The sequence below is a fragment of the Citrobacter sp. T1.2D-1 genome (assembly GCF_950098555.1).
GTDB lineage: Bacteria > Pseudomonadota > Gammaproteobacteria > Enterobacterales > Enterobacteriaceae > Citrobacter_A > Citrobacter_A telavivensis.
This window is the reverse complement of record NZ_CATNHH010000067.1, coordinates 1-21,031: the sequence shown is the minus strand read 5'-3', so window position 1 is coordinate 21,031 and position 21,031 is coordinate 1. Positions and strand designations below refer to the sequence as shown.

At 53.2% G+C, this 21,031-nt stretch carries 20 protein-coding genes and 1 pseudogene; 15 read left to right on the top strand and 6 right to left on the bottom strand.

Annotated elements, in window-relative coordinates:
• Nucleotides 1–13 precede the first annotated feature (13 nt).
• Entirely contained in the window at nucleotides 14–961 is a 948-nt protein-coding gene (gene pbpG, locus QQZ17_RS22640; RefSeq protein WP_152403608.1) for a D-alanyl-D-alanine endopeptidase, read from the top strand.
• A gap of 295 nt (nucleotides 962–1,256) precedes the next feature.
• Here the strand turns inward: pbpG and QQZ17_RS22635 are convergent, their stop codons facing one another.
• Nucleotides 1,257–1,811, bottom strand: a complete 555-nt coding sequence (locus tag QQZ17_RS22635; RefSeq protein ID WP_152403610.1) for a GNAT family N-acetyltransferase — start codon at nucleotides 1,809–1,811, stop codon at nucleotides 1,257–1,259.
• A 113-nt stretch (nucleotides 1,812–1,924) separates the two neighbouring features.
• A complete protein-coding gene (dld, locus tag QQZ17_RS22630; protein ID WP_152403612.1) occupies nucleotides 1,925–3,646 on the bottom strand; it encodes a D-lactate dehydrogenase in 1,722 nt (573 codons plus the stop codon).
• Between the two features lie 216 nt (nucleotides 3,647–3,862).
• Here dld and bglX point away from each other — a divergent pair, with 216 nt between their 5' ends.
• The 5 genes from bglX (at nucleotide 3,863) to QQZ17_RS22605 (ending at nucleotide 10,057) form a co-directional block, all read left to right on the top strand.
• Nucleotides 3,863–6,160, top strand: a complete 2,298-nt coding sequence (gene bglX, locus QQZ17_RS22625; protein ID WP_152403614.1) for a beta-glucosidase BglX — start codon at nucleotides 3,863–3,865, stop codon at nucleotides 6,158–6,160.
• A gap of 142 nt (nucleotides 6,161–6,302) precedes the next feature.
• The gene (gene osmF / locus QQZ17_RS22620) at nucleotides 6,303–7,220 is read left to right on the top strand and encodes a glycine betaine ABC transporter substrate-binding protein OsmF (protein WP_152403616.1); all 918 of its coding nucleotides are present in this window, start codon (nucleotides 6,303–6,305) and stop codon (nucleotides 7,218–7,220) included.
• 15 nt (nucleotides 7,221–7,235) lie between these two features.
• The gene (locus tag QQZ17_RS22615) at nucleotides 7,236–8,402 is read left to right on the top strand and encodes an ABC transporter permease (protein ID WP_152403619.1); all 1,167 of its coding nucleotides are present in this window, start codon (nucleotides 7,236–7,238) and stop codon (nucleotides 8,400–8,402) included.
• The gene (locus tag QQZ17_RS22610) at nucleotides 8,395–9,342 is read left to right on the top strand and encodes an ABC transporter ATP-binding protein (RefSeq protein WP_152403621.1); all 948 of its coding nucleotides are present in this window, start codon (nucleotides 8,395–8,397) and stop codon (nucleotides 9,340–9,342) included. Before QQZ17_RS22615 ends, QQZ17_RS22610 begins: the two co-directional genes overlap by 8 nt.
• The gene (locus QQZ17_RS22605; RefSeq protein ID WP_152403624.1) at nucleotides 9,326–10,057 is read left to right on the top strand and encodes an ABC transporter permease; all 732 of its coding nucleotides are present in this window, start codon (nucleotides 9,326–9,328) and stop codon (nucleotides 10,055–10,057) included. The genes QQZ17_RS22610 and QQZ17_RS22605 overlap by 17 nt, the downstream gene beginning before the upstream one ends.
• Here QQZ17_RS22605 and QQZ17_RS22600 read toward each other — a convergent pair.
• Together QQZ17_RS22600 and mlrA are read right to left on the bottom strand one after the other, a co-directional pair.
• Entirely contained in the window at nucleotides 10,038–10,145 is a 108-nt protein-coding gene (locus QQZ17_RS22600) for a protein YohO (RefSeq protein WP_042318015.1), read from the bottom strand. The genes QQZ17_RS22605 and QQZ17_RS22600 overlap by 20 nt on opposite strands.
• 59 nt (nucleotides 10,146–10,204) lie before the next feature.
• The gene (gene mlrA, locus QQZ17_RS22595; protein WP_152406291.1) at nucleotides 10,205–10,936 is read right to left on the bottom strand and encodes an HTH-type transcriptional regulator MlrA; all 732 of its coding nucleotides are present in this window, start codon (nucleotides 10,934–10,936) and stop codon (nucleotides 10,205–10,207) included.
• Nucleotides 10,937–11,158: 222 nt separating this feature from the next.
• Here mlrA and QQZ17_RS22590 point away from each other — a divergent pair, with 222 nt between their 5' ends.
• The 3 genes from QQZ17_RS22590 to QQZ17_RS22580 are packed head-to-tail and all read left to right on the top strand — an operon-like array spanning nucleotide 11,159 to nucleotide 14,076.
• Nucleotides 11,159–12,847: a sensor histidine kinase gene (locus QQZ17_RS22590; RefSeq protein ID WP_152403626.1), complete on the top strand. Its 1,689-nt coding sequence runs from the start codon at nucleotides 11,159–11,161 to the stop codon at nucleotides 12,845–12,847.
• Complete coding sequence (gene btsR / locus QQZ17_RS22585; RefSeq protein WP_152403628.1) at nucleotides 12,840–13,559, top strand: two-component system response regulator BtsR; 720 nt, start codon at nucleotides 12,840–12,842, stop codon at nucleotides 13,557–13,559. The genes QQZ17_RS22590 and btsR overlap by 8 nt, the downstream gene beginning before the upstream one ends.
• Before the next feature lie 46 nt (nucleotides 13,560–13,605).
• Nucleotides 13,606–14,076: a DUF1456 family protein gene (locus tag QQZ17_RS22580; RefSeq protein ID WP_152403630.1), complete on the top strand. Its 471-nt coding sequence runs from the start codon at nucleotides 13,606–13,608 to the stop codon at nucleotides 14,074–14,076.
• A 45-nt stretch (nucleotides 14,077–14,121) separates the two neighbouring features.
• On the opposite strand, the gene QQZ17_RS22575 is transcribed toward QQZ17_RS22580, so the two are convergent.
• Nucleotides 14,122–14,580: a YehR family lipoprotein gene (locus tag QQZ17_RS22575; RefSeq protein ID WP_152403632.1), complete on the bottom strand. Its 459-nt coding sequence runs from the start codon at nucleotides 14,578–14,580 to the stop codon at nucleotides 14,122–14,124.
• 193 nt (nucleotides 14,581–14,773) lie between these two features.
• Nucleotides 14,774–16,807 (bottom strand): methionine--tRNA ligase, encoded by a 2,034-nt coding sequence (gene metG, locus QQZ17_RS22570; RefSeq protein WP_152403634.1) that lies wholly within the window; start codon nucleotides 16,805–16,807, stop codon nucleotides 14,774–14,776.
• A 165-nt stretch (nucleotides 16,808–16,972) separates the two neighbouring features.
• Here metG and apbC point away from each other — a divergent pair, with 165 nt between their 5' ends.
• From apbC to QQZ17_RS22540, 6 genes and pseudogenes are all read left to right on the top strand, one after another.
• A complete protein-coding gene (apbC, locus tag QQZ17_RS22565) occupies nucleotides 16,973–18,082 on the top strand; it encodes an iron-sulfur cluster carrier protein ApbC (RefSeq protein WP_284554184.1) in 1,110 nt (369 codons plus the stop codon).
• Between the two features lie 273 nt (nucleotides 18,083–18,355).
• Nucleotides 18,356–18,640, top strand: coding sequence for a DUF2574 family protein (locus tag QQZ17_RS22560; RefSeq protein WP_284554183.1), 285 nt, complete (start codon nucleotides 18,356–18,358; stop codon nucleotides 18,638–18,640).
• A gap of 296 nt (nucleotides 18,641–18,936) precedes the next feature.
• The gene (yehD, locus tag QQZ17_RS22555) at nucleotides 18,937–19,485 is read left to right on the top strand and encodes a fimbrial protein YehD (protein ID WP_284554182.1); all 549 of its coding nucleotides are present in this window, start codon (nucleotides 18,937–18,939) and stop codon (nucleotides 19,483–19,485) included.
• A gap of 59 nt (nucleotides 19,486–19,544) precedes the next feature.
• Complete coding sequence (locus tag QQZ17_RS22550) at nucleotides 19,545–20,228, top strand: fimbria/pilus periplasmic chaperone (protein ID WP_284554181.1); 684 nt, start codon at nucleotides 19,545–19,547, stop codon at nucleotides 20,226–20,228.
• Between the two features lie 13 nt (nucleotides 20,229–20,241).
• A pseudogene (locus tag QQZ17_RS22545) lies at nucleotides 20,242–20,925 on the top strand (FimD/PapC N-terminal domain-containing protein); the annotation flags it as partial.
• A gap of 34 nt (nucleotides 20,926–20,959) precedes the next feature.
• On the top strand, nucleotides 20,960–21,031 hold a 72-nt coding region (locus QQZ17_RS22540), incomplete at its 3' end, for an IS1 family transposase (protein ID WP_001568368.1).

Sequence of the window (21,031 nt, the reverse complement as noted above, 5' to 3'; positions counted from 1 at the left end):
CTGAAATCTCATCATGCTGAAATTCCGAGTTTCCATACTGAGCCTGGCGCTGATGCTGGCTGTGCCTTTTGCGCCACAAGCGCTGGCAAAAACGGCGGCGACTGCCGCGGCGTCTCAACCCGAGATCGCCTCCGGTAGCGCGATGATCGTGGATCTGAACACCAATAAGGTTATCTATTCAAACCATCCGGACCTGGTGCGTCCGATTGCGTCAATTACCAAATTAATGACGGCGATGGTGGTGCTTGATGCACGACTGCCGCTGGACGAAAAACTGAAAGTGGATATCAGCCAGACGCCGGAGATGAAAGGGATTTACTCTCGCGTGCGGCTGAACAGTGAAATCAGCCGTAAAAATATGTTGCTGCTGGCGCTGATGTCCTCAGAAAACCGGGCGGCGGCGAGCCTGGCGCACCATTATCCTGGCGGCTATAACGCGTTTATAAAAGCAATGAACGCGAAGGCAAAAGCGCTGGGTATGACCCAGACGCGTTTTGTGGAGCCAACCGGTTTGTCGATTCATAACGTGTCGACCGCACGCGATCTCACCAAAATGCTGATTGCCAGCAAGCAGTACCCGCTGATCGGTCAACTGAGTACCACGCGTGAAGATATGGCGACCTTCGCCAATCCGGCGTATACGCTGCCGTTCCGCAATACCAACCATCTGGTGTATCGCGATAACTGGAATATTCAGCTTACTAAAACCGGCTTCACCAACGCGGCTGGCCATTGTCTGGTGATGCGCACGGTAATCAATAACAAACCGGTGGCGCTGGTGGTGATGGATGCGTTCGGCAAGTACACCCATTTCGCCGACGCCAGTCGTTTACGCACGTGGATCGAAACCGGGAAAGTGATGCCGGTTCCGCCGGCGGCGTTGAGCTATAAAAAGCAGAAAGCCGCACAGATGGCTGCTGCGGGTGGCAATGCGGGTGAGCAGACCGCGCAAAACGACTGATGCCGCTATAGGCCGGATAAGGTGAAGTCGTCCTGGAAAATAGCCTGATGGCGCTTCGCTTATCAGGCCTACGAAAACATCTCACCCGTAGGCCGGATAAGGCGAAGTCGTCCTGGAAAATAGTCTGATGGCGCTTCACTTATCAGGCCTACGAAAACATCTCACCCGTAGGCTGGATAAGGCAATCGTCCTGGAAAATAGCCTGATGACGCTTCGCTTATCAGGCCGACGAAAACATTTCACCCGTAGGCCGGATAAGGCATTTATGCCGTCATCCGGCATGAATAACAAAACCTTACTCTGGCAGCGTCCAGTCACCTTCGTTGAGTGGGCGCTGCATAATCAACGTATCCCGCCAGTCTCCCTTTTTATACCCGACGCTACGCAACTGTCCGGCAATCTCGAAACCGTGCTTTTTATGCAATCGCAGCGACCCCGGATTGTTATGGCCGTCGCCAATCACCGCCACCATCTGCCGCCATGGACCTTCTTCACAGCGGGTGATTAACGTATGCATCAGCAGGCTGCCGACGCCGCGTCCGGTCATGCTGGCATCGACATAAATCGACTCTTCCAGGGTAAAACGATAGGCCGGGCGAGGACGATACTGCGTGGCATAACAATAACCGACGATCACGCCGCGATAGAGCGCCACCAGCCACGGCAATCCATACTGTGCCACCGTACGCATACGTCGGCGCATTTCATCGACCGTCGGGGGGGTTTCTTCAAAAGAGGCGCGGCCATTCAACACATGCCACGCATATAACGAGGAGATCGCCTCTACGTCGTCGGGCAGCGCATCGCGTACCACGATATCGTTATCAGAAAGCGTATCGGCAACAGACATGGTTCTCACCTTTGCGAAGAAAAACCGGAGTCATCACGACTCCGGCACATCTTATTACTTTTGCACGATATTTCGTGCAAATCCAGCCTGCGCATCAGGCACATTAGCTGGCGTTAATCTGAAGACGGTACTTTCCAGAATTTTTGCTTACTGGTCTTGCCAATTCCGGGATTCATACTGTTGGTCGGGTCATTTTCGCGATAAAAACGGGTCAGTGCGGGCGGTGCTTCATACAGATGCCCGACGTTATGCTCAGCCGGGTATTGCGCGCCGCGCTGTTGCAGCAGTTCCAGCATTTGTGCTTTCAGCGCGTGAGCATCCACACCTTTCTTCACGATATAATCCTGATGGAAGACGTAGCACATAAAGTGCCCGTAATAGAGTTTATGCACCAGTTGGTTATCCATCTCCGCCGGCAGATGTTCGTACCATTCGGTGTCATTGCGGCGCAGTGCGATGTCCAGCGCCAGAATATCCTCCACCTCGTCAGCATGAACTGCCTGATAGCGAATGGCTGCGCCAGCCGCTGCGAAGCGGTGCAGGAAGGCTTTGCTACCTTCTTCCGGCGTGCAGGCAAAGAAATCGCCTTCTGCGGTTTTAAAGAATTCGGTGAGCCAGCTTTGCGCTTCCGCGACGCCATCGCCCGCCATTTTTAACAGCAGATGATGTTCATATTTATCGCGCCAGCTTTTCATCCGTGGCGGCAGATGACTCGGGAACAGATGACCAAACTTCTGCATCGCGCGGTCGGTAAAGTGCGGACGGAAGAATTTCACCTTTTCCAGCATCGCGTCGGTGCGCCCCTTCAGGGTGAAGAAGAACGGCATTTTGTCGGTGCCGAGCTTATCAATCATCAGGAAAGTGTCTTTGCCGTACTGTTCGGCAATGTCGTAAATGTCGCGGTGCATGTATTCACCCGCCACCGGCAGATTGTCGAACGTCGCCAGAATATGGCGGCGGATCTCCGTCAGCACCTCGGGTTGATTGGTGCCAATGTAAAATACCTGCTGTTTTTTTTCCGCTTCAAAGGTGTCGAGACGCACCGCAAAGACCGCCAGCTTTCCGGCACAGCCAGAAGATTCGAACAGGCGATCCGGATCGGCGTTATAGCGTGCGGGCGTGTCGGCGTCGATGTCTCTGACGCGGGTGACGTAGTCGTGATCGTGGGCGTGTCGCCCGTCGTGGCGGACATTTTCCTCTTTGATCCGTTCATCGTCCAGTTGACTCAGGATCTGTTCTGGCGTTTGTCCCAGATCGATCCCCAGATGGTTAACCAGTTGCAGCTTGCCGTTTTCATCAATACGGGCAAACAGGGACATTTCGGTATACGCCGGGCCTCTTTGCACCAGCGAACCACCGGAGTTATTACAGATCCCGCCAATGACCGATGCGCCGATGCACGACGAACCAATCACCGAGTGTGGCTCACGCCCCAGCGGCTTCAGCGCTTTTTCCAGCGAATACAACGTGGTGCCGGGATAGGCCAGCACCTGCTCGCCTTTGCCCAGCACGTGGAGCTTGTCGAGGCGCAGGGTGCTGATGATGACAATCTCGCGGTCATAATCATTACCGTTCGGCGTGGAGCCTTCGGTCAGGCCGGTATTGGCCGCCTGCATCAGGATAATTTTATCGGCGTTGACGCAGGCGTTCAGCACGCGCCAGAGTTCCAGCAGCGATCCGGGAAAGACTACCGCCAGAGCCTCGCCCTGACCGGAACGGAAACCCTTGCGATAGCGGGCGGTTTTTGCAGGGTCAGTCAGCAGGTGTGAATGTCCCACCAGGCGGGCGAGCTCATTCAGGAAGGTTTTATTATCAGTTGTTGTAATGGAAGACATTCTCCACTCCTTGTGGTGGGACAAAATATCAGGTTCAAGCATAGCGCTTTGTATGACAATACGCTTTCTCATTCACACTGTCTTTGAATTGGCGGCGTTGAAAATTAAGAGAATAACCTTAGCTTTCTGCCGCGCTGCCGTTTAGGCTTATGGCAAAATGCGGTTTTTGCTATATTTTCGCTGCCACGTCGGGCTTTAGAGAAAGAGAGAATCAACATGAAATGGCTATGTTCTGTAGGTGTCGCAGTTAGTCTGGCGTTGCAACCAGCGCTGGCGGAGGAGCTGTTCGGTAACCATCCGCTGACGCCGGAAGCGCGGGATGCGTTTGTCACCCAGTTGCTGACGAAAATGACCGTCGATGAAAAGATTGGCCAGCTGCGTTTGATAAGCGTCGGCCCGGATAACCCGAAAGAAGCGATCCGCGAGATGATCAAAGACGGCCAGGTGGGCGCGATTTTCAACACCGTTACCCGTCAGGACATCCGTAAAATGCAGGATCAGGTGATGGAACTGAGCCGCCTGAAAATCCCTCTCTTTTTTGCCTATGACGTGCTGCACGGCCAGCGTACCGTCTTCCCGATTAGCCTTGGGCTGGCGTCCTCTTTTAACCTCGACGCGGTGAAAACCGTCGGACGCATCTCGGCGTATGAAGCTGCCGACGACGGCCTGAATATGACCTGGGCACCGATGGTCGATGTCTCCCGCGATCCGCGCTGGGGACGCGCCTCGGAAGGTTTTGGCGAAGATACCTATCTGACCTCCATCATGGGCAAAACGATGGTGGAAGCGATGCAGGGCAAAAGCCCGGCGGATCGCTATTCGGTGATGACCAGCGTGAAGCACTTCGCCGCCTACGGCGCCGTGGAGGGCGGTAAAGAGTACAACACCGTGGACATGAGTCCACAGCGCCTGTTTAACGACTATATGCCGCCGTACAAAGCCGGTCTGGATGCAGGCAGCGGCGCGGTGATGGTGGCGCTGAACTCGCTGAACGGCACGCCAGCGACCTCTGATTCCTGGCTGCTGAAGGACATTCTGCGCGATAAGTGGGGCTTTAAAGGCATTACCGTGTCCGATCACGGGGCCATCAAAGAGCTGATTAAACACGGCACCGCCGCCGATCCGGAAGATGCGGTGCGCGTGGCGCTCAAGTCCGGCATTAACATGAGCATGAGCGACGAGTATTACAGCAAATACCTGCCGGGACTGATCAAATCCGGCAAAGTGACGATGGCGGAGCTGGATGACGCGGCGCGTCACGTGCTCAACGTGAAATATGACATGGGGCTGTTTAACGATCCGTACAGCCATCTGGGGGCGAAAGAGACCGATCCGGTGGATACCAACGCCGAAAGCCGACTGCACCGCAAAGAAGCACGTGAAGTCGCGCGTGAAAGCCTGGTGCTGCTGAAAAACCGCCTCGACACGCTGCCGCTAAAAAAATCGGGGACGATTGCGGTTGTCGGCCCGCTGGCTGGCAGCAAACGCGACGTGATGGGCAGCTGGTCTGCCGCAGGCGTGGCCGATCAGTCCATTACCGTTCTGACCGGCATTAAAAATGCTCTCGGCACAAACGGTAAGGTGGTGTACGCCCATGGGGCCAACGTCACCAACGATAATGACATTGTCACCTTCCTCAATCAGTACGAAGAGGCGGTGAAGGTGGACTCGCGTTCTCCTCAGGAGATGATTGATGAAGCCGTCGCGGCGGCGAAGCAGTCTGATGTGGTGGTTGCCGTGGTGGGTGAGGCACAGGGCATGGCGCATGAAGCGTCCAGCCGTACCGACATTACCCTGCCGCAGAGCCAGCGCGACCTGATCGCGGCGCTGAAAGCGACCGGAAAACCGCTGGTGCTGGTGCTGATGAACGGTCGTCCGCTGGCGCTGGTGAAAGAAGATCAACAGGCCGATGCGATTCTGGAAACCTGGTTTGCCGGTACGGAAGGGGGTAACGCGATTGCCGACGTCCTGTTTGGCGACTACAACCCGTCAGGCAAACTGCCGATGTCCTTCCCACGCTCGGTGGGGCAGATCCCGACCTATTACAGCCACCTCAACACCGGTCGTCCGTATAACGCCGACAAGCCGAACAAGTACACCTCTCGCTACTTTGACGAAGCTAACGGCCCGCTCTATCCGTTTGGTTATGGCCTGAGCTACACCACGTTTACTGTTTCTGACGTGACGCTTTCTGCGCCGACCATGAAACGTGACGGCAGCGTGACGGCGAGTGTGAAGGTGACCAACACCGGCAAGCGTGAAGGTGAAACGGTGATCCAGCTGTACGTGCAGGACGTCACGGCTTCCCTGAGTCGTCCGGTGAAAGAGCTGAAAGGCTTTAAGAAAGTGAACCTGAAACCCGGCGAAACGCAGACCGTCAGCTTCCCGATTGATATCAACGCGCTGAAGTTCTGGAATCAGCAGATGACGTTCGATGCCGAACCCGGCAAGTTCAACGTCTTTATCGGCGTCGATTCTGCCCGCGTGAAGCAGGGATCGTTTGAATTGCTGTGATCGGCGTAAGGGGGCGTTCCCGCGTGGATTCCCCCTGTTTTTCCCCCCGAAAAAACCGAAATGTCGGGTTAACGGAATACTTTTCGACTATGCTTTTCCCTCAAGTCGCTGAAAAAGTCGACAAAAAGATGAGGAAAGCATCATGACAATCTCAAAGATTTGGGCCGGTTCGCTGGCGCTGTTAGCGGCAGTGAGCTTACCCTTGCAGGCGGCGTCGCCGGTGAAGGTTGGGTCGAAAATTGATACCGAAGGCGCGCTGCTTGGCAACATCATTTTGCAGGTGCTGGAAAGCCACGGCGTCAAAACGGTCAATAAAGTCCAGTTAGGTACCACGCCGGTCGTGCGCGGTGCGATCACCTCAGGCGAACTGGATATCTACCCTGAATACACCGGTAATGGCGCGTTCTTCTTCAAAGATGAAAACGATCCGGCATGGAAAAATGCACAAGCAGGCTTTGAGAAAGTCAAAAAACTCGATGCAGAGCAGAATAAGCTGGTCTGGTTAACACCGGCACCGGCCAATAATACCTGGACTATCGCGGTGCGAAGCGATGTCGCCGAAAAGAATAAACTCACCTCGCTGGCCGATCTCGGACGCTATCTGAAAGAGGGCGGTACCTTCAAACTGGCCGCCTCCGCCGAATTTATCGAACGTGCTGACGCGCTGCCCGCGTTCGAAAAAGCCTACGATTTTACGCTCGATCAGACGCAACTGCTTTCACTGGCGGGCGGTGACACGGCGGTGACCATCAAAGCAGCCGCGCAGCAAACGTCCGGCGTCAACGCCGCGATGGCCTACGGGACGGATGGTCCGGTCGCCGCACTGGGCTTGCAGACGTTAAGCGATCCCAAAGGCGTTCAGCCCATTTATGCGCCAGCCCCTGTGGTGCGTGAGGCGGTGTTGAAGGCGTACCCGCAGATGGCGGAATGGCTGCAACCTGTGTTTGCCAGCCTGGATGAAAAAACGTTGCAACAACTCAATGCCAGTATTGCCGTTGAAGGGTTAGATGCAAAAAAAGTGGCGGCAGATTATCTGAAACAAAAGGGATGGGTGAAATAAAGGGACTGAAAAAGGTTGGGTGACGTGTCAAAAGTCAGTATTCAGCGCGTACTGCTGCTGCTGGTTGTTCTTTCAGCCGCCGCCGTTGCGCTGCCGTTTGTGAACTATGCCCCGAATCGCCTGGTGTCGGGAGAGGGGCGACAGCTCTGGACGCTCTGGCCCGGTTCGGTGTCGATGCTCACCGGCGCGGGTTGCGCCCTGCTGGCATTGTGCTTCGTGCCGGGAAGAAAAGGGGCGCTGTGTACGCTGGTGGTGGCACAACTGCTGGTGATCCTGATGCTGTGGAGCGTGGGTAAGGCGGCGACACATCTGGCAGAAACGGGAACGCCGCTGGCGCGAACCAGCGTGGGAAGCGGTCTCTGGCTGGGGCTCGCGCTGGGATTACTGGCCTGCAGCGACGCTATCAGACGTATTACCGCACAGCCACTCTGGCGCTGGGTTTTACATGCGCAGTTGGCGATTATTCCCGTCTCACTCTTGCTGACGGGGACGTTCGATGACCTCTCTTTACTCAAAGAGTACGCTAATCGTCAGGATGTCTTTGATGATGCGCTGGCCCAGCATCTGACGTTGCTGTTGGGTACCGTGCTGCCCGCGCTGGCGATAGGCATTCCCCTTGGAATCTGGTGTTATTTTTCCACCGCCCGCCAGGGGCCGGTGTTTACCGTCCTCAATGTGATTCAAACCGTTCCTTCCGTCGCGCTGTTCGGCCTGTTGATTGCACCGCTTGCCGGGCTGGTAAAGGCGTTCCCCTGGCTTGCAACGGTGGGCGTGGCGGGAACCGGTCTGACCCCGGCGCTGATCGCGCTGGTGCTGTACGCGCTCTTGCCGCTGGTTCGCGGCGTGGTGGCCGGGCTGAATCAGGTTCCCCGCGATGTCCTGGAAAGCGCCCGCGCGATGGGGATGAGCATCGCGCAGCGCTTTCTACACGTTCAGCTTCCGCTGGCACTGCCGGTCTTTTTACGTAGCCTGCGGGTGGTGATGGTGCAGACCGTCGGGATGGCCGTCATCGCCGCGCTGATTGGCGCCGGTGGTTTTGGCGCGCTGGTGTTTCAGGGACTGCTCAGCAGCGCCGTGGATCTGGTGCTGCTGGGCGTGATCCCGGTCATTGCGCTGGCGGTACTGATTGATGCGCTGTTTGATTTAGGGAATGCTCTGCTGAAGGTAACCCACCATGATTGAATTTAGCCACGTGAATAAAGCCTTTGGTGAGCACAAGGCGGTTAGCGACCTGAATCTGCACGTTAAGGAAGGCAGTTTCTCGGTACTGATTGGCACCTCAGGTTCGGGGAAATCCACCACTCTGAAAATGATTAACCGGCTCGTGGAGCATGACAGCGGCAGAATTCGCTTTGCTGGTGAGGAAATTCGCAGTCTGCCGGTACTGGAACTGCGTCGGCGGATGGGCTACGCGATTCAGTCGATTGGCCTGTTTCCGCACTGGACGGTGGCGCAGAACATCGCCACCGTCCCGCAATTGCTGAAGTGGCCGCGCAGAAAAATTGATGAGCGGGTGGAGGAATTAATGGCGCTGCTCGGGCTGGAAGTCGTGTTGCGCGAGCGCTATCCGCATCAGCTTTCCGGTGGACAGCAGCAGCGCGTGGGCGTGGCGCGCGCGCTGGCTGCCGATCCGCAGGTGCTGCTGATGGATGAACCTTTCGGCGCGCTGGATCCGGTCACCCGTGGGGCGTTGCAGCAGGAGATGACCCGCATCCACCGTCTGTTGGGGCGGACCATTGTGCTGGTCACGCATGATATTGATGAAGCGCTGCGCCTGGCGGAGCATCTGGTGCTGATGGACGGCGGAGAAGTTGTTCAGCAGGGGACGCCGCTGGCGATGCTGACGGCACCGGCGAATGACTTTGTGCAACAGTTTTTTGGTCGCAGTGAGTTGGGAGTACGGTTACTGTCGCTGCGAACCGTGGCTGACTATGTGCGCCGGGATGAACAGATTGCCGGGGAGGCGTTGACCGAAGAGATGACGCTGCGCGATGCGCTTTCCGCGTTTGTCGCGCGCGGGTGCGACGTGTTACCGGTGGTCAATCAGCAGGGCATTGTCTGTGGGACGCTTCATTTTCGCGACCTGCTACTGGAGACGCTAACGCATGAAACGACTGTCTGACCCGCTGCTCTGGTTGATCGCACTCTTCCTGCTGATGCTGTTGGGGTTACCGCACAGCCAGGCGATTTTTGCCAGTCTGTTTCCTGAACTTCCGCGCCCGGTTTATCAGCAGGAAAGCTTTCTCGCGCTGGCGCTGGCCCATTTCTGGCTGGTCGCGGTGTCGAGCCTGTTTGCCGTGGTGATTGGCGTGGGCGCCGCAATTGTGGTGACACGACCAAAAGGACGGGAGTTCCGCCCGCTGGTGGAGACCATTGCTGCCGTTGGACAAACCTTTCCGCCCGTCGCGGTGCTGGCGATCGCGGTGCCGGTGATGGGATTTGGTCAGAAACCGGCCATTATTGCGCTGATCCTGTACGGCGTGTTACCCATCCTGCAGGCGACGCTGGCGGGACTGGGGTCGATTGAGGACAGCGTGCGCAACATTGCCAGCGGAATGGGGATGAGCCCGGGACAACAGTTGCGAAAGGTGGAGTTGCCGCTGGCGGCGCCGGTGATTCTGGCAGGGGTACGGACGTCGGTGATTATCAATATTGGCACCGCGACTATCGCGTCAACGGTGGGGGCCAGCACGCTTGGCACACCGATTATCATCGGTCTGAGCGGATTCAACACGGCGTATGTTATTCAGGGCGCGCTGCTGGTCGCGCTGGCGGCGATCGTCGTAGACCGCCTGTTCGAGCGGTTAGTGCAGCGCCTTAGCCGGCACGCAAAATGAAGGTATAGCCTGCGAGCATCACACCGCCAATACCGCCGATGGCCATGAGTAAAAAGAGGGTGATGACACCGATTTTCGCTACGCTCATGATGTTCTCCTTATGTTAACTCAGAGATTATACAGAGAAGCGTAGCTGTTAATGAATCATTAAATGCCAAGTGGATAAATATCGTGTCCTTCCGCGCGCCAGGCATTCAGCTGCTGCTGCTGTGCCGACGTCTGATTTTCGCCGCACCACACCAGTAGGGTTCGCCCCTCAAACAGGTCCGGGCGAAACTGGCTCAGCGAATGCGCCAGTACGTCAACCCGCCATCCCTGCTGGCTGGCAACCCAACCTTCCAACCACAGACGCGTGGTATCGTGAATATTCCAGCCCACGACCAGCGCATCTTTGCCCTGTTTTTTTCTGGCCGAGGCGAGGCAAATGGCGATGTAGTTGATCAACACACCGTCAAGGATCCCCAATAGCGCCAGTAGTGTGGGCTGTTGGCACTGTAACCGCCGACGTAGCGGAAGAAAAAGGTGGGTGGTTAGCGTCTGCGCGGGGTAATCCTGTCCACGCTCTTTTAGCCAGACCCGGAGACTGTGCAGATTGTTATTTTGCAGATAGTGCAGCAGGGTTTCCTGTTGTTCACGCCATCCGTTTTGCAGGTCCACGTTCTCATTGCTCAACAGCATCTTGACTTTGCCGACCTGCACCCCGTTATCAATCCAGCGTTTGATTTCGCGGATCCTGTCGATATCTGAATCATTGAACAGGCGATGTCCGCCGTCGGTCCGCTGCGGTTTCAATAATCCATAACGCCGCTGCCACGCGCGGAGCGTAACGGGGTTAATATCACAAAGCAAAGCCACTTCACCTATGGTGTAAAGCGCCATCATTTTATCCTTGCTCGCGAGGTCCCAGTCTAACTTTAGTCGCTCTTTTTCGAACCAGGTAGTTTTGTCTGTTTTTTAATCAAAGGAGGCGTGATATTGTATTCACACGGACACTTTTGAGTGATCGTTCTCACGAATTCATCTTTTTTTGCAACAGTTCAAAGAAAGATCAACGTAGTCGATGTATGTTACGCGGTTTTAAACGCAGTGTGGTTTGCGGGTATGTACGATTTTAATCTGGTGTTGCTGCTGCTTCAGCAGATGTGCGTGTTCCTGGTTATTGCATGGTTGATGAGTAAAACGCGTTTATTCATACCGTTGATGCAGGTGACCGTTCGCTTACCCCATAAGTTGCTCTGTTACGTCACCTTCTCTATTTTCTGTATCCTCGGCACCTATTTTGGTCTGCACATTGATGATTCCATCGCCAACACGCGCGCGATTGGCGCGGTGATGGGCGGTCTGCTCGGCGGACCGGTCGTCGGTGGACTGGTGGGGCTAACCGGGGGTCTGCACCGCTATTCGATGGGCGGCATGACCGCGCTCAGTTGTATGATCTCCACCATTGTCGAAGGACTGCTGGGCGGTCTGGTGCACAGCGTGCTGACGCGGCGGGGACGCACCGATAAAGTCTTCAATCCGCTGACGGCAGGGGCGATCACGTTTGTCGCCGAAATGGTACAGATGCTGATCATTTTGCTGATCGCCCGGCCGTTTGACGATGCTTACCGGCTGGTCAGCAATATCGCCGCCCCGATGATGGTCACCAACACCGTTGGCGCGGCGCTGTTTATGCGTATTTTGCTCGACAAGCGCGCGATGTTTGAAAAATACACCTCTGCGTTTTCCTCCACCGCGCTGAAAGTAGCGGCCTCCACCGAAGGTATCCTGCGCCAGGGATTCAACGAAGTGAACAGCATGAAGGTGGCGCAGGTGCTGTATCAGGAACTCGATATCGGCGCGGTGGCGATTACCGATCGCGAGCGGCTGTTGGCCTTTACCGGGATTGGCGACGATCACCATTTGCCGGGCAGGCCTATCTCTTCCAGCTACACGCTACGGGCCATCGAGACGGGCGAGGTCGTATATGCTGACGGCAACGAAGTGCCGTACCGCTGTTCGCTGCATCCGCAGTGCAAACTTGGTTCTACGCTGGTTATCCCATTACGCGGTGAAAACCAACGGGTGATGGGGACCATCAAGCTGTATGAAGCAAAAAACCGACTCTTCAGTTCCATTAACCGAACGCTGGGTGAGGGGATTGCTCAGCTACTCTCCGCGCAGATCCTCGCCGGGCAATATGAACGTCAGAAAGCGATGCTGACTCAGTCAGAAATCAAGCTGCTGCATGCGCAGGTTAATCCGCATTTTCTGTTTAATGCGCTCAACACCATTAAGGCGGTGGTGCGCCGCGACAGTGAACAGGCGAGCCAACTGGTGCAGGATCTCTCTACCTTCTTTCGCAAAAACTTAAAGCGCCCGTCGGAGATCGTCACGCTTGCCGACGAAATTGAGCACGTGAATGCCTATCTGCAAATTGAGAAAGCGCGATTCCAGGCGCGGCTGCAGGTGAGTTTAAACGTGCCGGATGCGCTGGCGCATCAGCAGTTGCCGGCCTTCACTCTGCAACCCATTGTCGAAAACGCCATTAAGCACGGGACGTCACAGCTGCTGGGGACGGGAGAGGTGTCTATCACCGCCCGTCAGGAAGGGCAGTACCTGATGCTGGATATTGAAGATAACGCCGGGTTGTACCAGCCCACCACGAATGTCAGCGGTCTGGGCATGAATCTGGTGGATAAACGCCTGCGCGAACGGTTTGGCGATGACTACGGTATTAGCGTGGTCTGCGAACCGGATAGCTTTACCCGAATAACCCTACGACTGCCCCTGGAGGAGACGCATGATTAAGGTGCTGATTGTGGATGATGAGCCGTTAGCGCGGGAAAATCTGCGGATCTTGTTACAGGAACAAAGTGATATTGAGATCGTGGGTGAGTGCGCCAACGCCGTTGAAGCGATTGGCGCGGTGCATCGACTGCATCCGGACGTGCTGTTTCTGGATATTCAAATGCCGCGTATCAGCGGGCTGGAAATGGTCGGTATGCTTGACCCGGAGCATCGTCCGTATATTGTTTTTCTGACCGCCTTTGACGAATACGCGATAAAGGCTTTTGAAGAGCATGCCTTTGATTATCTTCTGAAACCGATAGAAGAGGCGAGGCTGGAGAAAACCCTCAGTCGTCTGCGCCAGGAGCGGAGCAAGCAGGACGTGTCGGTGCTGCCGGAAAACCAGCAGTCGCTGAAGTTCATCCCCTGTAGCGGGCACAGCAGGATCTATCTGCTGCAAATGGATGATGTCGCCTTTGTCAGCAGCCGCATGAGCGGCGTGTTTGTGACCAGCAGCGAAGGCAAAGAAGGCTTTACGGAACTGACGCTCAGAACACTGGAAAGCCGCACGCCATTGTTGCGCTGCCATCGACAGTATTTGGTTAACATGGCGCAGTTACAGGAAATTCGCCTGGAAGATAACGGTCAGGCAGAGCTGATACTACGCAACGGGTTAACCGTTCCGGTCAGCCGCCGCTATCTGAAAAGTTTGAAAGAGGCGATTGGCCTGTAAAACTGGTACACTGCGCGCCATTGCATCATCGACAGTTGAAGGCTCTATGCTTAGTAACGATATTCTTCGTAGCCTGCGCTACACCCTGAAAGTTAATAATAACGACATGGTGCGCATTCTTGCGCTCGCCGACATGGAATCCACCTCTGCGAATTTCGACACCTGGATGACCAAAGAAGATGAAGAGGGTTTTGTCCGCTGCCCGGATATTATTCTCTCCGGATTTCTGAATGGTCTGATCTACGAGAAGCGCGGCAAAGATGATTCAGCGCCTGAACTGGCGCTTGAGCGTCGGGTGAACAACAACACGGTGCTGAAAAAGCTGCGTATCGCCTTTTCGCTCAAAACGGATGATATTCAGGCGATCATGACCCAGCAGAACGTTCGCGTTTCAATGCCGGAAATTACCGCCATGATGCGTTCTGTCGATCATAAAAACTACCGCGAGTGCGGCGATCAGTTTATGCGTTATTTCCTGCGTGGACTGGCTGTGCGTCTGCACGGCAATAAAGACTAAAAGAAAAGCGACGACCCGGCATGATGCCCGGTCGTCGTCGTTTGATTATTTCACTTCTTTAAAGCCTGAGGCTTCCAGCATTTTCTGGCTCTGCTTCATGCTGATACCGTTGCTCGGGTCACCAGAGAATTGAGTACCCGTCACACCCTGCAGCTTTTTAAAGTCAACCTTCTCCATGTCAACAGAGACGGTTTCTTCAGCGTAGCCATCCTTATAGGTCAGCTTCTCTTCCACGCCGGGAATGTTTTGATATTTTGCACTGATCGGATCAAGGATCTTCGCCGCGTCTTCTTTGGTTTTTACCCCGATAGAGGCAAAGTTGATTTTGTTTTGTGAGGTCTGCTTAATGACTTTGTCACCCTTGTAGGTATAGGTCATTACGATCTCAGTACCATTGACATCCGCTTTGAATGTTTTGCTTTCTTCCTTGTCGCCACATCCAGCCAGAGAGAAAACGAGAACTGACGCGAAAACTACCGAAAAAAACGTATTTAATGCTTTCATGTAAAACTCCATTTTATTAAACGTCTGGTACTCAAAAAATCGTACCTGGTATGTATACCAGAAAGAAATACAGTATAGGGGGAAAAGGCTAGGGGAGATGTCTGAAAATGCGGTGTGAAAAATCTGGAAATGACGTGATCTGCTGCCCTGTTGGACAAAAAAAGCGCCGCGAAAGCGGCGCTTGAGGGCGAACTTATTTAACCTGATGTCCAGGCTTCGCGCCTTCATCCGGGCTCAGCAGGAAGATATCTTTCCCGCCAGGACCCGCCGCCATCACCATCCCTTCAGAGATGCCGAAGCGCATTTTACGCGGTGCCAGGTTTGCCACCATGATCGTATGACGGCCAATCAGTACCTGCGGATCCGGATAGGCTGAACGAATGCCGGAGAAGACGTTGCGCTTCTCGCCGCCCAGGTCCAGCGTCAGGCGCAGCAGCTTGTCGGAACCGTCAACGAATTCGGCGTTTTCAATCAGCGCCACGCGCAGATCGACTTTGGCGAAATCATCAAAACTAATGGTTTCCTGAATCGGGAAGTCTGCCAGCGGACCGGTCACCGGAGCGGTCATGGCTTTGACCTCTTCCTTAGACGCTTCAACCAGCGCTTCAACCTGCTTCATGTCGATACGGTTATACAGCGCTTTGAAGGTGTTCACCTTGTGCGCCAGCAGCGGTTGCGTAATTGTATCCCAGCGCAGTTCCGTATTGAGGAACGCTTCAACGCGCTCGCTCAGGGTTGGCAGAACCGGTTTCAGATACGTCATCAGCACGCGGAACAGGTTGATGCCCATTGAGCAAATCGCCTGCAGATCGGCGTCGCGACCTTCCTGTTTCGCCACAACCCATGGTGCCTGCTCGTCCACATAACGGTTTGCGACATCCGCCAGCGCCATGATTTCACGAATCGCTTTGCCGAATTCTCGACTTTCCCAGGCTTCGCCAATGACAGTCGCTGCGTCGGTAAAGGTTTTATAAAGCGCGGGATCGGCCAGTTCAGAAGCCAGCACGCCATCAAAACGCTTGCTGATAAAGCCGGCGTTACGGGAGGCGAGGTTAACCACCTTGTTGACGATGTCAGTGTTCACGCGCTGCACGAAATCTTCCAGATTCAGGTCGATATCATCAATGCGTGAAGAGAGTTTCGCGGTGTAGTAGTAGCGCAGGCTGTCGGCGTCAAAATGGTTCAGCCAGGTGCTGGCCTTAATAAAGGTGCCGCGAGATTTGGACATCTTCGCGCCGTTGACGGTGACATAACCATGCACGAACAGGTTAGTCGGCTTGCGGAAGTTGCTGCCTTCCAGCATGGCCGGCCAGAACAGGCTGTGGAAGTAGACGATATCTTTACCGATGAAGTGATACAGCTCGGCAGCAGAATCTTTCTTCCAGTATTCGTCAAAGCTGACGGTATCACCGCGCTTGTCGCACAGGTTTTTGAAAGAGCCCATGTAGCCGATCGGGGCATCCAGCCAGACATAGAAATATTTACCTGGCGCATTCGGGATTTCAAAACCAAAGTAAGGCGCATCGCGGGAGATATCCCACTGTTGCAGGCCAGATTCAAACCATTCCTGCATTTTGTTCGCAACCTGCTCCTGCAGCGCGCCGCTGCGGGTCCACGCCTGCAGCATTTCGCTGAAAGAGGGCAGGTCAAAGAAGAAGTGTTCAGAGTCACGCATCACCGGCGTTGCGCCAGACACCACGGATTTCGGCTCGATCAGTTCAGTCGGGCTGTAGGTCGCGCCGCACACTTCACAGTTGTCGCCGTATTGATCCGGAGATTTACATTTCGGGCAGGTGCCTTTCACAAAACGGTCCGGCAGGAACATGCCTTTTTCCGGATCGTAGAGCTGAGAGATGGTGCGGTTCTTAATAAAACCGTTCTCTTTCAGACGGGTATAGATAAGCTCAGACAGTTCCCGATTCTCATCGCTGTGCGTGGAGTGGTAGTTGTCATAGCTGATGTTGAACCCGGCGAAATCCGTCTGGTGTTCCTGACTCATTTCCCCAATCATCTGCTCCGGGGTGATGCCAAGCTGCTGTGCTTTCAGCATGATTGGCGTGCCGTGGGCGTCGTCGGCGCAGATGAAGTTGACCTCGTGGCCGCGCATTCGCTGGTAACGGACCCAGACATCAGCCTGGATGTGCTCCAGCATATGGCCGAGGTGGATTGAGCCGTTGGCGTACGGCAGTGCGCACGTTACCAGAATTTTCTTCGCGACTTGAGTCATAGTAGGTATTACTTCTTCTCTGTTGAAAGGGGGTTCTGATGTTACCTGAAAGGGAATAACTACGCCAAGAATTAAGGGCATCAAACCACAAATGAATAATTGTTACCGCTGGAGTACACTAGCTCGCTACAATTGACCTTTTCAGAACAACAAAAAGGAGTCGGGATGAACGCACAATCCCAGGCCAAATCACCAGAGACCCTGCGCGCGATGGTCGCCGGGACGCTGGCGAATTTTCAGCACCCCACCCTGAAGCATAATCTGACGACGCTGAAGGCGTTGCACCACGTCGCCTGGATGGATGACACGCTGCACGTTGAACTGGTCATGCCGTTCGTCTGGCACAGTGCATTTGAGGTGTTAAAAGAGCAATGTAGCGCCGACCTGTTGCGTATCACCGGTGCGAAGGCGATAGACTGGAAGCTTTCTCACAATATTGCCACCCTGAAGCGTGTGAAAAATCAGCCGGGCGTGAATGGCGTGAAGAACATTATCGCCGTCAGCTCTGGCAAAGGCGGCGTGGGCAAATCGTCGACTGCGGTAAACCTGGCGTTGGCACTGGCGGCAGAAGGGGCGAAAGTAGGGATTCTGGACGCCGACATTTATGGTCCGTCGATCCCAACCATGCTGGGTGCGGAAAACCAGCGTCCCACCTCGCCGGATGGCACGCATATGGCGCCGATCGTGTCTCACGGGCTGGCGACGAACTCCATCGGCTATCTGGTCACGGATGATAACGCGATGGTCTGGCGTGGGCCGATGGCCAGCAAAGCGCTGATGCAGATGCTACAGGAGACGCTGTGGCCGGATCTGGATTACCTCGTGCTGGATATGCCGCCAGGCACCGGCGACATTCAACTGACCCTGGCGCAAAACATTCCGGTCACGGGAGCCGTCGTGGTCACCACGCCGCAGGATATCGCGCTGATCGACGCCAAAAAAGGCATCGTCATGTTTGAAAAAGTTGAAGTGCCTGTGCTGGGCATTGTCGAAAACATGAGCATGCATATCTGCAGCAACTGTGGTCATCATGAGCCTATCTTTGGTACCGGCGGCGCGCAGAAACTGGCTGAGCAGTATCACACGCAACTGTTGGGGCAGATGCCGCTGCATATCAGTCTGCGTGAAGATCTCGATCGCGGGACGCCGACCGTTGTCAGTCGTCCGGACAGTGATTTCACCGTAATGTATCGCGAACTGGCGGGACGTGTTGCCGCGCAGCTTTACTGGCAGGGTGAAGTCATTCCTGGTGAGATTGCTTTTCGTGCCGTCTGAGTTCTGCTGAACTGTTTCTTTATCTCCGTTCACCGCATCCGCTAAATAATGATGCGGTGAATATTTAATTTAAACAATGCTGTCTGATCTATGTAGTTCCACTGAACAGAGTGGGTGTTTTTCTTAAAAAAGAAGCGTAATCCACCATTTAAATTGCTCATTCCCGCATGATTAATTTATTATTTCTATTGGTATGGCAATGGAGTCATGACCATACTTTACAGGCAGACATACTGCGCTGTAACTATTTTTACTACAGGGATTACACTCGACATGAAGAATTATCTGTTGTCAGGAATCATAGTTTTGACTTACGGAATGAGTACCCCTGGCTTTTCCTCCGATACAGCCACGTTAACCATCAACGGTAGAGTAACAATACCCACTTGCAGTACCGACGTCGTTAACAGTCAGTTGCAGCAGCGTTGTGGTAATACTCTCTATCAGTTTAATACGCAGGATGCAAAAAAGACCTCATCAGCAAGGGGCGTGGCGACCGAAATGACCCATCTTCCCGGAGATGCGGCACGACAGATCGTACTTAACCGCTACGATTAATCAGGCGGTTGTTTATCTAAGTAAATTTTCGTTCTTAGCCGAAATCATCATCATGAATGATTTCGGTATTTTAATTCCCTTCTCATATATTACTGTACAAAAATTAGCTAAAATTAATCACCGCTAAAAATAATCATTCCCTTCTTTATTTATTGAAATTATGTTTCATAATTTTATTTGCGTTAAGTCAATAAAACAATGCGTTTACATTGCGGCAACGAACCGTCTATGAGAATTTACTCCCCGAGATAAGCCCTTTCTTAACAAATAGACATAATTCAATTCAGGAAAATATTATGAAGCGTTCAATTATTGCCATCGCTGTTCTTTCATCTGTTTTTATCAGTGCTGGCGCAGTGGCTGCAGCGGGTGATACCTATGATTCCGGTGTATTAAAAATTAACGGTAAAGTGGTTGGGACTACGTGTCAATTTATTGACTCAAATACCGCGGAAATCAGTCTGAACGAAGTGGGTATGGATAAACTGAGTACGCTTACCGTCGGTCAGGCTTATACTCCGGTGGTTAATGGAACTCAGCAACCGTTGAGAATTAAGTGTGAAGGGAATAAAACACCGCGGGTAACATTCTCTGCCAGTCAATTTGATGATAAAAAAGTTACGTTTAATAACGGCGATGCAAAAGGGGTAGGTTTTGCGGTTTACTACGGTAATGATAACAAACAGATTGACCCTGCCGGGAAAATGGACCTCGCTCTCGAAAAAAATGCAAATGGCGAATATGAACTCAACTTCTTCGCCCGTTATGCACGTTTGAATAATAGTGATGCAGTTAAAGCCGGTAGTGTAAGTTCAACACTGACGCTGACGGTTGTGACAGACTGATATATGATACCGGCGGTACTTACCGCCGGTTCCTGGTGAGTAAGGCCGCGCAATTAAATATGAAAAGACTGGTTGCAGTATTATTATCTGCCATAATTCTACCTGTCCACGCAGGCATTGTTATTTATGGCACTCGGGTCATTTACCCGGCAGACAAAAAAGAAGTGGTTGTCCAATTGATGAATGAGGGCGGTAGCGCCTCGCTTGTGCAATCATGGATTGATGAGGGCGACACGTCATTACCCCCGGAGAAAATCCATGTTCCATTCATGTTAACTCCACCGGTGGTGCGTGTCCCAGCCAGTTCCGGGCAACAGCTAAAAATTAAGAAAATGGCCAATGCATTACCAGAAGATAGAGAAAGCCTGTTTTATTTGAATGTTCTGGACATCCCGCCGAATAACGTGGAATCGACAGGTAAAAACACGCTCAAGTTTGCCATGCAAAACAGGATTAAACTTATCTGGCGTCCAAAAGGAATTACTGTCGTCAATGAGGATAGCTTTCGTCAGTTAGGCTTATCCGCAACAGGTAGAACTCTGACTTTGAAGAATGGCACCGCAAACTGGATTACTGTTGCCGATATTAATACAGGAACGGTGAAAATAAATGATAAAGCAATTATGCTGGAACCGTTCTCTGCGCAGACCGTAAATACGAAGTCTGCTGTCGAAAGACAATATGAATTAACTATTATTGACGATAGCGGAAATTATATTAGCAGCAAAGTGAATGTGAAATAAACAGGAGTTGATTATGCCGCGGATGACCCCTGTTGCATTACTTATATTATCTATTTTGTTATCTCATCAGGTTCACGCCACAGCGACAGAAACATTTGACACCCATTTTATGATGGGGGGAGCAAAAGATCAGAAAGTTTCAAACTTTAGTCTTGATGACAGCAAGCCACTTCCCGGCCAGTATGAGCTGGATATTTACGTCAATAAACAATGGCGTGGCAGATATGAAGTTAACGTTGGTGATGAACCCGATAATGTTTGTCTGACTGATGATATTTTGCATAACCTCGGTGTCATAACCGACGATCTGAAACCACAGGTACCCGATCGGTGTATTACATTAAAGCGCGCGATCAGAAGCGGCAGCTATACATTCGATATAGGCATTTTTCGTTTGGATATGAGTGTTCCGCAAGCCTATGTTACACAAGTGGAGGCGGGTTATGTTTTACCAGATAATTGGGAACGCGGAATTAACGCTTTCTATACGTCATATTATGTGAGTCAGTATTACAGCGATGATCAACGTTCAGGACGTAACAAGAGTACTTATGTGCGATTTAACAGCGGATTGAACTTACTGGGGTGGCAGGCTCATGCGGATACCAGTTTTGACAAAGCAGAGGCCAGTCAGGGGGAGTGGAAAAGCAATACGCTGTATCTTGAGCGCGGTTTTGGTGATGCTGCCAACTTACTGATTTAGTGTATGATGGTGTTTTTGAGGTGCTCCAGTGGCTTCTGTTTCTATCAGCTGTCCCTCCTGTTCAGCTACTGACGGGGTGGTGCGTAACGGCAAAAGCACT

Excerpts from the sequence above, each read along its gene's own strand:
- yehD (WP_284554182.1), top strand. The coding sequence starts at position 18,937 with ATGAAGCGTTCAATTATTGCCATCGCTGTTCTTTCATCTGTTTTTATC.
- bglX (WP_152403614.1), top strand. The coding sequence starts at position 3,863 with ATGAAATGGCTATGTTCTGTAGGTGTCGCAGTTAGTCTGGCGTTGCAA.
- osmF (WP_152403616.1), top strand. The coding sequence starts at position 6,303 with ATGACAATCTCAAAGATTTGGGCCGGTTCGCTGGCGCTGTTAGCGGCA.
- QQZ17_RS22610 (WP_152403621.1), top strand. The coding sequence starts at position 8,395 with ATGATTGAATTTAGCCACGTGAATAAAGCCTTTGGTGAGCACAAGGCG.
- QQZ17_RS22575 (WP_152403632.1), bottom strand. The coding sequence starts at position 14,580 with ATGAAAGCATTAAATACGTTTTTTTCGGTAGTTTTCGCGTCAGTTCTC.
- QQZ17_RS22560 (WP_284554183.1), top strand. The coding sequence starts at position 18,356 with ATGAAGAATTATCTGTTGTCAGGAATCATAGTTTTGACTTACGGAATG.
- QQZ17_RS22635 (WP_152403610.1), bottom strand. The coding sequence starts at position 1,811 with ATGTCTGTTGCCGATACGCTTTCTGATAACGATATCGTGGTACGCGAT.
- QQZ17_RS22590 (WP_152403626.1), top strand. The coding sequence starts at position 11,159 with ATGTACGATTTTAATCTGGTGTTGCTGCTGCTTCAGCAGATGTGCGTG.
- btsR (WP_152403628.1), top strand. The coding sequence starts at position 12,840 with ATGATTAAGGTGCTGATTGTGGATGATGAGCCGTTAGCGCGGGAAAAT.
- QQZ17_RS22550 (WP_284554181.1), top strand. The coding sequence starts at position 19,545 with ATGAAAAGACTGGTTGCAGTATTATTATCTGCCATAATTCTACCTGTC.
- QQZ17_RS22600 (WP_042318015.1), bottom strand. The coding sequence starts at position 10,145 with ATGAGCGTAGCGAAAATCGGTGTCATCACCCTCTTTTTACTCATGGCC.
- QQZ17_RS22580 (WP_152403630.1), top strand. The coding sequence starts at position 13,606 with ATGCTTAGTAACGATATTCTTCGTAGCCTGCGCTACACCCTGAAAGTT.
- metG (WP_152403634.1), bottom strand. The coding sequence starts at position 16,807 with ATGACTCAAGTCGCGAAGAAAATTCTGGTAACGTGCGCACTGCCGTAC.
- apbC (WP_284554184.1), top strand. The coding sequence starts at position 16,973 with ATGAACGCACAATCCCAGGCCAAATCACCAGAGACCCTGCGCGCGATG.
- mlrA (WP_152406291.1), bottom strand. The coding sequence starts at position 10,936 with ATGGCGCTTTACACCATAGGTGAAGTGGCTTTGCTTTGTGATATTAAC.
- QQZ17_RS22605 (WP_152403624.1), top strand. The coding sequence starts at position 9,326 with ATGAAACGACTGTCTGACCCGCTGCTCTGGTTGATCGCACTCTTCCTG.
- dld (WP_152403612.1), bottom strand. The coding sequence starts at position 3,646 with ATGTCTTCCATTACAACAACTGATAATAAAACCTTCCTGAATGAGCTC.
- pbpG (WP_152403608.1), top strand. The coding sequence starts at position 14 with ATGCTGAAATTCCGAGTTTCCATACTGAGCCTGGCGCTGATGCTGGCT.